Here is a 9,918-nt window from a genome sequence, read left to right as displayed (position 1 = left end):
GGTTCATCGATCATGCCAGGCAAGGTCAATCCGGTGATTCCCGAGGTCGTCAACCAGACCAGTTTCCTGGTGATCGGCCTCGACCTGACCGTCACGCTCGCCGCGTCGGCCGGGCAGTTGCAACTCAATGTGATGGAGCCGGTAATCACTTTCGCCTTGTTCACGTCGATCTACACCATGGAGAATGCCGTCAACAGTCTGCGCGTGAACTGCGTCGAGGGTATTATCGCCAATGTCGAACATTCACGCGACATGGTGCTCAACTCGCTGGGCATCATCACTGTGCTCAAGCCGATGCTGGGTTACAGGCAATGCGCCGAGATCGCGCGCGAGGGCTACGAAAGCGGCAAGTCTTTGCATGACATCGTGGTCAGCGAGCGGAAACTGATGACCCAGGCGCAATGGGATAAAGTGTTCTCTTTCGAGAACCTGATCAGTCCGAAGTCCGAGTAGTTGCTGCTGGGGTAATTTTGTCGTCGATGCTGTACAGTGGAGCCCATGTCAAAAACAGCCTTTGTCCTCTTTGCGCATGGCGCGCGCGATCCCGAGTGGGCATCGCCGATGCGGCGGGTTTGTGCGGCGGTACGCGCCCAGGCGCCCGATCTGCGCGTCGAGCTCGCCTTCCTTGAATTCATGGCTCCCACTTTGCGCGACCGTGTTGAATCACTGGTTGGCGACGGGCTTGAGCGCATCGTCGTGCTGCCGATGTTCATTGCCCAAGGCGGCCATCTGAGGCGCGATGTGCCGCTACTGCTCGAAGAGCTGCGCCAACTACATCCGCAGACCCGCTTCGAACTGGCCAGCGCGGTCGGCGAGGCGGAGGCCGTCGTACAGGCCATGGCCGCGCATGTGCTGGCGCTGGCCGGTTAGTCGCAGGTCTACAAGAGTCTGTTCAGCGGCTGAAACAAACCCACCGCAAAGGCGCAAAGGTGCAAAGAAAGGGCAAAGTTAACACTTTGTTTGCAAAAGAATTCTATGTTTCTCCTTTGCCACTTTGCCACTTTGCGCCTTTGCGGTGGGGTTTAAGTCACTTTTATCGCAACCACTCAGATGATCAGCCGATCCTGTACCAGCGAACCCGCCATTTGCAGGCGAGGGATCGTTGGTGTCAGGTTGAGGCCGGTTTCCTTATGGAGATGCCTGGCGCGGGCGATCAGCTCATCAAGCGAAACGTCAACCGTTTCGCCGTCGGTGGCAAAGGCAATGATGTTGCCGCTGTCGCAGGAAGGAAAGACCAGCGAGCGACCATCGAAGGCCTGGGCAATGCGCTGCGTGCTGGCTTGAAACCCTCGACTGCGACCGAGCAGATTGACCACCATCAGGCCGTTCTCCGTTAGCCGCGCACGGCAAGCCTGATAGAAGGGCAGCGTATCGAGCACACCGGCGCGACCGCTCTTGTCGAAACCGTCGACCAGGATGTAGTCGAACGTCGTGCTGTCTTCAAGCATGTAGTCTGCGCCATCGCCAATGATGACGCGCAGACGCATCGGATCGTCGGGCAGCCTGAAATGCAGGCGGGCAATGATTTCGACCTGCGGATCGATTTCGACAACGGTGATCCGTGTTCCGGGCAGCCTGTGGTAGATGTATTTGACCAGCGACCCGGCGCCAAGGCCGATCAGCAGGGCGTTTTTCGGCCACGGCGCTTCACGCAGCAGCAGCCCGGCCATCATCTCCCGGGTGTAGGGGAGTTCCAGCGCATTGGGGCGCTGGATACGCATGGCGCCCTGCACCCATTCCTCGCTGAAATGCAGGAAACGCACGCCGGCGGCTTCACTGACTTCGATCGAGTTTTGAGCCATAGGCGATTCAGGGCGTGTGGGCAGAAGAAATGGCAAATCCAGTGACGAATAGTAGCGTTTCATCGCTGCCGGAGATAGCTCAAAAGTACTGGCGACCTGTTCCGGTGTATCCTGATCGAATGGATACGAGAGAATTTCAGTTCCGCATTTTGTCGGTCGGAGCGTTCGCATGAAGAACGCCGACTCCAGCATAACCCCGTTTTCCTCGCTGACCCCCGATTCCCTGCTCGATGCGCTCGAAAGCATTGGTTTGCGCCCGGATGGCCGCCTGCTGGCGCTTAACAGCTACGAAAACCGCGTCTATCAGGTATTCATGGAGGAAGGCGCGCCGCTGATCGTCAAATTTTACCGCGCCGCTCGCTGGTCGGATGCGGCAATTCTTGAGGAGCATGACTTTTCGCTTGAACTGGCCGAACGCGAGTTGCCGGTCGTTGCCGCACTGGCCAGCGCCGGGCAGACCTTGCACCGGCATGGCGATCTGCGCTTTGCGGTGTTTCCACGGCAGCGCGGAAGGGCGCCGGAATTCGATAGCGGACAAACCCTCGAATGGATGGGGCGCTTCATCGGACGTATCCATGCCGTGGGTGCGCTCAAGCCTTTTGTCGAGCGCCCGGAAATCAACATCCACAGCTTCGGTGAGGTGCCCCGTGATTTTCTGCAGCGTAGCGGATTCTTGCCGCCGGACCTGGCCGTCGTTTATTTCGGAGTTGTCGATCAGGCGCTTGACGGTGTTCGTCGCTGCTTCGAGCGGGCAGGCCGGGTCGCCACCCTGCGGCTGCACGGCGACTGCCATGCCGGCAATGTGCTGTGGGTCGAAGGCGAGGGCGGCGGTCCCTTCTTTGTCGACTTTGACGATTCCCGCATGGGGCCGGCCATCCAGGATCTGTGGATGCTGCTTTCCGGCGAGCGCGCGGATCAGGTGCGCCAACTGGCCGACGTGCTTGCCGGCTACGAGGATTTCTATGATTTCGATTCGCGTGAGTTGTATCTCATCGAGGCACTACGCACCCTGCGCCTGATTCATTACGCCGGCTGGCTGGCGCGGCGCTGGGATGATCCTGCCTTCCCGGCGGCTTTCCCCTGGTTCAACACACCGCGCTACTGGCAGGACCGGATTCTCGAGTTGCGCGAGCAAATCGCGTTGATGGACGAGCCGCCGCTGTGGTCGACCTGAGCGGATACCCCTGCAGCCTGATCTCGTGGCGAACGGAGGATTGTTTTTGGGGGTGATGTCTCGCTAAACCGATCGTGGTGAGCCAGTACAGGCAGGTTGTTAACAGTTCAACTGCGGTTCTGTTTTTCATCAGACGAAAAAAAGCCGGCTTGCACCGGCTTTTTTTCGTCCAGGAAGAATTACTTCTTCATGGCATCCTTGGCCGCATCAGTAGCAGCAGCCTTGGCCGCATCAGCCGCCGCCGGCGCCGCAGCCTTAGCCGCATCGACAGCAGCGGCCTTGGCCGCATCAGCCGCCGCCGCCGGCGCCGCCGCTTTGGCCGCATCGGCCGCCGCGGCAGGAGCAGCCGCCGCAGCGGCAGCAGGAGCAGCGGCAGCCGCCGCGGCAGGAGCAGCCGCCGCCGCAGCAGCGGGAGCAGCGGCAGCCGCCGCGGCAGGAGCGGCAGCCGGTGCAGGAGCGGCGGCCGGTGCAGGAGGAGCTTCCTTCTTGCCACAAGCGGATAGAGCCAGGGCGATCAGAGCGGCAACGAGGAGAGAGTTTTTCATTTAAAAATCCTTATCGATAAGAAAAGTAAAGTAACGTTCCAAAGTCAATCGGGTTGACCGACGTGCACGTCAATCAACTCGTGATTATATCAAGAGAAGGCTGTGGCGACAGGAAATCGTGTGCAATGCTATTCGTCCTGCATTTCACAGCCCGAGCGTGCTCGCGCAAACCTGTTCGCCTCCTTCCTTCAGAATATCCTCAAACCGCTGCACGTACGGCGCGCATTCTTCGATATTGTCGATGATTGTCTTGGCGCGCGCGCTGTCGGTATGAAAGCGGATCAGCGCATGCCTGTCGTCGGCGATGCACATGGAGTCGTTGAGTGACGCAAGATGCGGCGGGCATTCGATCACCGTCATGTTTTGCGTATAGGTGGCCAGCAGCTTCATCAGGCGCGGGCTCTCGCGCCGGAATGGCTCGGCATTTTTTACGGCGATGTGCAAACGGTGTTGCCTGTCACTGCTGAGAAAACGGCGCAGGAGCTCGGCGTTGGCGGGGCGTTCGAGCTTGAGTTTCGACAGGTCGGCATCGAAAATGCAGAGTGTTTGCGACGCCAGCTCCAGAATTTTCAGGAGCGAAATGTCGTGCTCGGCCCAGCTTGTGATCAGTTCGGAGTTCATTTCATTTCCTCGCCAGTTATTCTGCCGGATGGAGAATGAAGCAGTTGTCAAATTGTCACTGAATACCCCAGAGGAATGCAAGCCAGGCGAAAAAAAACCCGCAGGACGCGGGTTTTATCGGAGCACAGGAAATCAGCGATCGCCGTAGGGTCTGCGGTTTCCTCCGGACGGACCGGTGCGGCCGTTTTTGGCACCGTCACGTTGCGCGGCGCGCTCGAAGCTCTCATGTTTCGGTGCGCCTGGCTTGCTGCTGGTGCGGGTATCGCTGCGCCCGGCAGGCTTGTTGCCGTAACCGCGACTTTCTCCGGTCTTCCAGGCCGGTCGGCTATTCGGTTTGCCGCCTGGACGGCCATTGCCGGTCGGCGCGCGGCGTGTCGGTTCGTGGCCGACAACGATTTCAACCGGAATAGGCTGTTGGGTAAAGCGCTCGATCTTGCGCACATTGAAGTGTTCGGCATGATTGACCAGCGAAATCGCCAGGCCATTGCGGCCAGCACGGCCGGTACGGCCGATCCGGTGCACATAGTCTTCGGCAAACTTCGGCAGATCGTAGTTGAAAACGTGGGTGATGCTCGGTACGTCAATCCCGCGTGCGGCCACGTCGGTGGCGACGAGAATCTGCACCTGCCCGCGTCGCATCGCGCTGAGCGTCCGGTTGCGCGCACCCTGATGCATGTCGCCATGCAGGGCCGCCGCGTTGAAGCCGGCGATATTCAAGCGGTCGGAGATGGTGTCGGCGTCACGTTTGGTCGCCGTGAAGACAACGGCCTGATCGATGGTGACATCGCGCAGCAGGTGGTCGAGTAGGCGATTCTTGTGCGACAGATCATCGACGAAGTGCATGCGCTGTTCGATGTTTTCATGCTTTGTGTGGGAGGCGTCGACCTGAATGATCAGCGCGTCACGCGTGACCTTGCGCGCCATCTGGCCGACTGTTCCGTCCAGCGTGGCCGAGAACAGCATAGTCTGGCGTGCAGCCGGAGTAGCCGAGATTATCTTTTCAATATCTTCGATGAAGCCCATGTCGAGCATGCGATCGGCCTCGTCAAGGACGAGAATCTGCAACTGCGAAAAATCGATCTTGCCCGAGTCCATGTGATCGATCAGACGACCCGGCGTGGCCACCAGGATTTCCGGGTTGCGTGACAGCAGTTCCATCTGTTTCGGATACGGCATGCCGCCGAGAATGGCTACCGCCTTCAGGCGACGCAAGGTACCGGCATATTTGTCGGTGGCTGCCGTAACCTGCAGGGCGAGTTCCCGGGTCGGGGTGAGCACCAGCATCTTTGGTTGCGCCGCCCGGAAGCGCGGACGATCATTGCTGCGCGAACGCGCCGACTGCCGGTCCTGATTGGCGGTTCGGCCTGGCGCTGAGGAGAAGGCCGGGCGTTCCTGTGCGGCAAAGCGGTGCAATGCCGGCAGCATGAAGGCGGCTGTTTTTCCGGAACCGGTTTGTGAGGACACCATCAGATCGCGGCCTTCGAGGGCGGCGGGAATGGCTTGCGCCTGGACCGGGGTAGGTTCGGTGTAACCCGAATCGGCAAGGGCTTTAAGAAGGACTTCGTGAAGTCCGATTTCTGCAAAAGTCATGTTTCTCTTTCGAATGGAACAGCGTCGCGCAGCCGTAAAAAGTCGGCGCACGGGCGCAATGAAATGCAACGCCAACCAACGAAAGTGTTGAGAAAGACTCTGCCAGAGCGAGAGAATTCGGTACTTTTCGGCACATGTGCCAGGGCGGTGTTCAATGATTCGACACCAGAAGGCAGGAGGGCTTAGAATTGCGGCCAGGTTCGCGAAGCGCGTTGTGTATCTTATGTATCTTGTATATCGCAGATTTTAGTGTTGCAATAAACGTCGCGGATTATAACGGCTTGAGCGCTCGACGTCGAGCTAATTCTGCGCAGCCGCGTGTTGCTGGGCATAGAGGGGTAATTTCAAGCGCAGATCAGGGCCGGAGCAAAGACCTCGGTCACGAGTACCGATTGTGCGCCAAACGCAAAGCGCGAGCGCCGCGCCCATAAGTGCGGCGGAGGCGTGGCGGTAAGGCACATGGCTTCGAGAGCCGGGTGAAACAGAGCATGCCGATGGTCGAGTCGTTTGCCGTGGATTGCGCCACGCGCAAATCCGGGATGCGCGAAGAGTAGCGCACCGAGCGAACGGTTACCCAGGCGCGCCAGCCAGCGGGTCAACGGTCCGCGCGGCCGACAGGGCAGTATCGAGTGGGCAAAAACAAGCGGCTCGCCAGCACAGAGCAGCACCACTTCGCGAACCCAGGCCAATTGGTCGCGCTTGATGCCCAGGGCAATGGCTTCGTCGCTTGTGGGCATGGCCAGTCCCTGCCGCAGCACACGAACGACGAACTGGCCCCTGGCCTGAAGGTGCGTTGTCAGCGAGCCCCGGTCGCGCAACCAGGGGTTGAAAGGTCTGTTTTCCGAGCTACGCAGCAGTTTCGCGCGCCATGCCAATCTGTTCCTGATGCTCATGGCGGGTCAGCGATGGCTATTGCGGCCGCGGCGATTTCTCGATGCCGCCAATACGAAGTCCCGGCTTGAGTCCCTTGCTGGAGAACCAGCCAAGGTTCATTTCCAGTGCAAAGCGTGCGGGGCCTGCGGCACAGTGATTCGTTTCCGTCTCTGGCTTCATGTCCTCGATGTTCAGGATGCGGCCCTGCTCGTCAAGAAAGGCGACGGAAAGCGGCAACAGGGTATTGCGCATCCACATGCAATGCTGATCGGCCTGGGTGAATACGAAAAGCATTCCCTGATTGGCCGGCATGCTGCGGCGATGCATCAGGCCCTGCATCCGGTTGGCCTGATCGGCAGCGACCTCGGCTTCAATGCGGTGGAAACCGGCGGTCAGCTCCAGGCGTGGCATTTGTGCCCGTGCCTGCGCTGAAGCAAGCAGCAGAAGGGTAGTGCATAAGAGGGACAGGTAACGATGCATCGCGAACTCCGTAGTGAGCGAATACAGAAAGCAGCAAGGCGAGGGCGACGTTCACCCTGGAAGCCTCCACACCTCCTGTGCGGCGAGTGACTCTAGCATAAAGTGAAGGTCATGATTCCGGGCTATTTCTTTCCGGAGACGACACCGGTTTTCTTGGTTGACCTGGCCGATTTCGCCGGCTTCCCATTGCCGGCATTCTTGTTTTTTCCGCTCGCCTGCTGTTTGGCCGGTGTTGTGGAATGTTTTGGTCTGGCCACATTGGCTCCGCTGGTTACCGGTGCATCTTCATGCTCGGCCGCCTTTGGTGTGGCAAGCGAGGCCATACTTAAAAAACAGCATGCGGCGGCAAAAAGAAAGTGCGGCATTTTTTTTGTTCGGAATTTCATATCCTCATGTCCAGTTCCACTATCAGTTAAATGTCTGCAGCTTTCGAGTCTGGCGAAAGTTCGTTGGCAGGTTTTCCGGGGGGGAATTTCATTCCACACATTGTACTTTCCAGGCGTCCTTATTGGTGGGAATCCGTTTGATCCCTTTCAGCGTCATTGCGTGGCTGAATTGAAAAACAAGCGAATCAAGCCGCAGCAGATTATTGATCAGAGTGGCACAATTGGGGCAGAGTGATGCAAACTAGCGTCAACGACCTTCAGGACAGGGGGAGACAATGCAGCGCAGAATACTGGCCGGCGAAAGACTGGTGGCAGCTTTCCTCTGCGGCTGCCTCCTGTTCAACTATCCGCTGCTGTCGCTTTTTGATACCGGTGGCAGTCTGTTCGGCGTTCCTCTGCTTTATGCCTATGTTTTTGTCGCCTGGGCCGGCCTGATCGCCATGATGGCCTGGATCATCGAAGGCCAGAGCGAGTAATCGGCGCAAATGCTCAACGGCCCGGTCATCGTTGCGGCTTCCTTTTGCTACCTCGCGCTTCTCTTTGCCGTCGCTTGGTGGGGTGACAAGCGCGCTGACCAGGGGCGTTCGATCATCTCCAGCCCGACCATTTATGCGCTGTCGATGGCTGTCTACACCACCACCTGGACCTTCTACGGCAGCGTCGGCCGCGCCGCCGTATCGGGCATCGGCTTCCTGCCGATCTATCTCGGCCCGACGCTGGTGATGGCACTCAGCGGGTTCCTGCTGCTCAAGATGATCCGCATCGCCAAGGCCAATCGCATCACGTCGATTGCCGACTTCATCTCCTCGCGCTACGGCAAGAGCCACCTGCTTGGCGGGCTGGTGACGGTGATCGCCGTGGTCGGCATCGTTCCCTACATCGCCTTGCAGCTCAAGGCGGTATCGGGCAGCGTCAATTTGCTGCTGGAATACCCGGAGATTGTCATGCCGAACCGCAGCGCAACGTTGCCGGTGCTGGCCGACATAAGCTTCTACATTGCGCTGATCCTGGCCGCTTTCACCATCGTTTTCGGCACCCGCCATCTCGATGCTACCGAGCGTCACGAGGGGATGGTCGCGGCAATAGCACTGGAATCCATGGTAAAACTGGTGGCTTTTCTGGCGGTCGGGCTGTTCGTGACTTTCGGCCTCTACAATGGCTTTGCCGACATCTTCGAGCACGTCGTGGACGATGAAAAACTACGCCGGCTGACTATGGCCATTCCTTCCGGGCAGGATTTTACCGGCTGGTTCTCGCTGACCCTGCTGGCCGGCCTGGCCATACTCTTCCTGCCCCGCCAGTTCCAGGTGGCCGTCGTTGAAAACGTCAATGAGTCGCATCTGAAACGTGCGACGTGGCTGTTCCCGCTCTATATGCTGCTGATCAACCTGTTCGTATTGCCGATAGCGCTTGGTGGTCTGCTGTATTTCAAGGGAAAGGGCGTCGATGCCGATACCTTCGTGCTGACACTGCCCATGGCACAGCGCCAGGAGGGGCTGGCGTTGCTGGTGTTCATCGGTGGTCTTTCGGCAGCCACCGGCATGGTCATCGTCGAAACCATCGCGCTGTCGACGATGGTCTGCAACGATCTGGTAATGCCGACCCTGCTCCGACTGCGCGGGCTGGCCCTGGCCGAAGCCAAGGATCTGACTCGTCTGTTGCTCGGCATCCGGCGTGGGGCGATCGTGGTCATTTTGCTGCTCGGTTATCTCTACTTCCGGCTGGCCGGCAACGCCTACGCGCTGGTTTCCATCGGGCTGATCAGTTTCTCGGCGGTGGCCCAGTTTGCCCCGGCCATGATCGGCGGCATGTACTGGCGTGGCGGAACGCGTGGCGGTGCCCTGGCCGGGCTGAGCGCCGGTTTCCTGGTCTGGGCTTACACCCTGTTGCTGCCGTCATTTGCCAAATCGGGCTGGCTGGTCGCCGATTTCCTGACCCAGGGACCGTTCGGCTTCAGCTTGCTGCGGCCTCAGGAACTGTTTGGTCTGACCGGGCTGGATGAAATATCGCACTGCCTGTTCTGGAGTTTTTTCGTCAACATCGGTGCTTACGTTGCCGTTTCCATGGCGAGACCACCATCTGCGGTCGAGGCCAGTCAGGCCACGCTGTTTGTCGATGCCCTGAAGCACACGCGACCGGTCGGTGCAGCACTGTGGCGCGGGCGCGCCAAAATCAGCGATCTGCAGGCGCTGGTCGGTCGGTTTCTTGGCCCGCAGCGTGCCGAATCGGCGTTTGCCTATGCACAGAACCTCGGTGGCGGGGCGACCGATGAGCTGGAAGCCGATGCCGAGCTGGTGCACTTTGCTGAATCCCTGCTGGCCGGTGCCATTGGCAGTGCTTCGGCGCGGGTGCTGGTCGCTTCGGTGGCCAAGGAGGAGCCGCTCAGTCTGTCCGAGGTCATGGATATCCTCGATGAATCCTCGCAGTTGCGCAGCTATAGCCACGAA

At 59.2% G+C, this 9,918-nt stretch carries 12 protein-coding genes; 6 read left to right on the top strand and 6 right to left on the bottom strand.

Going from position 1 to position 9,918, the window contains the following annotated elements; all coding sequences use genetic code 11:
• Together JNM42_RS07865 and JNM42_RS07860 are read left to right on the top strand one after the other, a co-directional pair.
• Nucleotides 1–453: lyase family protein (locus JNM42_RS07865; protein ID WP_294268135.1), on the top strand; the 453-nt coding region annotated here is incomplete at its 5' end.
• A gap of 45 nt (nucleotides 454–498) precedes the next feature.
• Entirely contained in the window at nucleotides 499–870 is a 372-nt protein-coding gene (locus JNM42_RS07860) for a CbiX/SirB N-terminal domain-containing protein (protein WP_294268134.1), read from the top strand.
• A gap of 176 nt (nucleotides 871–1,046) precedes the next feature.
• On the opposite strand, the gene JNM42_RS07855 is transcribed toward JNM42_RS07860, so the two are convergent.
• Nucleotides 1,047–1,802: a fused MFS/spermidine synthase gene (locus tag JNM42_RS07855; protein WP_294268136.1), complete on the bottom strand. Its 756-nt coding sequence runs from the start codon at nucleotides 1,800–1,802 to the stop codon at nucleotides 1,047–1,049.
• A gap of 169 nt (nucleotides 1,803–1,971) precedes the next feature.
• Here JNM42_RS07855 and JNM42_RS07850 point away from each other — a divergent pair, with 169 nt between their 5' ends.
• Nucleotides 1,972–2,976 carry a serine/threonine protein kinase gene (locus JNM42_RS07850; protein WP_294268133.1) on the top strand — a complete coding sequence of 335 codons (1,005 nt, stop codon included), beginning with the start codon at nucleotides 1,972–1,974 and terminating at the stop codon, nucleotides 2,974–2,976.
• A gap of 179 nt (nucleotides 2,977–3,155) precedes the next feature.
• Here JNM42_RS07850 and JNM42_RS07845 read toward each other — a convergent pair whose 3' ends face one another.
• The 5 genes from JNM42_RS07845 to JNM42_RS07825 all read right to left on the bottom strand — a co-directional run bounded on the left by JNM42_RS07845 (nucleotide 3,156) and on the right by JNM42_RS07825 (nucleotide 7,085).
• Entirely contained in the window at nucleotides 3,156–3,521 is a 366-nt protein-coding gene (locus JNM42_RS07845) for a hypothetical protein (protein WP_294268132.1), read from the bottom strand.
• A 144-nt stretch (nucleotides 3,522–3,665) separates the two neighbouring features.
• Entirely contained in the window at nucleotides 3,666–4,142 is a 477-nt protein-coding gene (locus tag JNM42_RS07840) for a hypothetical protein (RefSeq protein WP_294268131.1), read from the bottom strand.
• Between the two features lie 132 nt (nucleotides 4,143–4,274).
• Nucleotides 4,275–5,732: a DEAD/DEAH box helicase gene (locus JNM42_RS07835; RefSeq protein ID WP_294268130.1), complete on the bottom strand. Its 1,458-nt coding sequence runs from the start codon at nucleotides 5,730–5,732 to the stop codon at nucleotides 4,275–4,277.
• A 344-nt stretch (nucleotides 5,733–6,076) separates the two neighbouring features.
• Nucleotides 6,077–6,625: a chorismate lyase gene (locus JNM42_RS07830; RefSeq protein ID WP_294268129.1), complete on the bottom strand. Its 549-nt coding sequence runs from the start codon at nucleotides 6,623–6,625 to the stop codon at nucleotides 6,077–6,079.
• Between the two features lie 16 nt (nucleotides 6,626–6,641).
• Nucleotides 6,642–7,085: a DUF192 domain-containing protein gene (locus JNM42_RS07825; protein ID WP_294268128.1), complete on the bottom strand. Its 444-nt coding sequence runs from the start codon at nucleotides 7,083–7,085 to the stop codon at nucleotides 6,642–6,644.
• A 111-nt stretch (nucleotides 7,086–7,196) separates the two neighbouring features.
• Here JNM42_RS07825 and JNM42_RS07820 point away from each other — a divergent pair, with 111 nt between their 5' ends.
• From JNM42_RS07820 to JNM42_RS07810, 3 genes are all read left to right on the top strand, one after another.
• Entirely contained in the window at nucleotides 7,197–7,706 is a 510-nt protein-coding gene (locus JNM42_RS07820; RefSeq protein WP_294268127.1) for a hypothetical protein, read from the top strand.
• A gap of 40 nt (nucleotides 7,707–7,746) precedes the next feature.
• Entirely contained in the window at nucleotides 7,747–7,947 is a 201-nt protein-coding gene (locus JNM42_RS07815; RefSeq protein ID WP_294268126.1) for a hypothetical protein, read from the top strand.
• 9 nt (nucleotides 7,948–7,956) lie between these two features.
• A partial coding sequence (locus tag JNM42_RS07810) for a sodium:solute symporter (protein ID WP_294268125.1) occupies nucleotides 7,957–9,918 on the top strand: 1,962 nt, incomplete at its 3' end.

It is taken from the genome of Propionivibrio sp. (genome assembly GCF_016790145.1).
Classification (GTDB): Bacteria; Pseudomonadota; Gammaproteobacteria; order Burkholderiales; family Rhodocyclaceae; genus Propionivibrio.
This window is presented reverse-complemented; position numbering and strand designations above follow the sequence as displayed.

Excerpts from the sequence above, each read along its gene's own strand:
- JNM42_RS07830 (WP_294268129.1), bottom strand. The coding sequence starts at position 6,625 with ATGAGCATCAGGAACAGATTGGCATGGCGCGCGAAACTGCTGCGTAGC.
- JNM42_RS07835 (WP_294268130.1), bottom strand. The coding sequence starts at position 5,732 with ATGACTTTTGCAGAAATCGGACTTCACGAAGTCCTTCTTAAAGCCCTT.
- JNM42_RS07840 (WP_294268131.1), bottom strand. The coding sequence starts at position 4,142 with ATGAACTCCGAACTGATCACAAGCTGGGCCGAGCACGACATTTCGCTC.
- JNM42_RS07850 (WP_294268133.1), top strand. The coding sequence starts at position 1,972 with ATGAAGAACGCCGACTCCAGCATAACCCCGTTTTCCTCGCTGACCCCC.
- JNM42_RS07855 (WP_294268136.1), bottom strand. The coding sequence starts at position 1,802 with ATGGCTCAAAACTCGATCGAAGTCAGTGAAGCCGCCGGCGTGCGTTTC.
- JNM42_RS07815 (WP_294268126.1), top strand. The coding sequence starts at position 7,747 with ATGCAGCGCAGAATACTGGCCGGCGAAAGACTGGTGGCAGCTTTCCTC.
- JNM42_RS07860 (WP_294268134.1), top strand. The coding sequence starts at position 499 with ATGTCAAAAACAGCCTTTGTCCTCTTTGCGCATGGCGCGCGCGATCCC.
- JNM42_RS07820 (WP_294268127.1), top strand. The coding sequence starts at position 7,197 with ATGATTCCGGGCTATTTCTTTCCGGAGACGACACCGGTTTTCTTGGTT.
- JNM42_RS07825 (WP_294268128.1), bottom strand. The coding sequence starts at position 7,085 with ATGCATCGTTACCTGTCCCTCTTATGCACTACCCTTCTGCTGCTTGCT.
- JNM42_RS07845 (WP_294268132.1), bottom strand. The coding sequence starts at position 3,521 with ATGAAAAACTCTCTCCTCGTTGCCGCTCTGATCGCCCTGGCTCTATCC.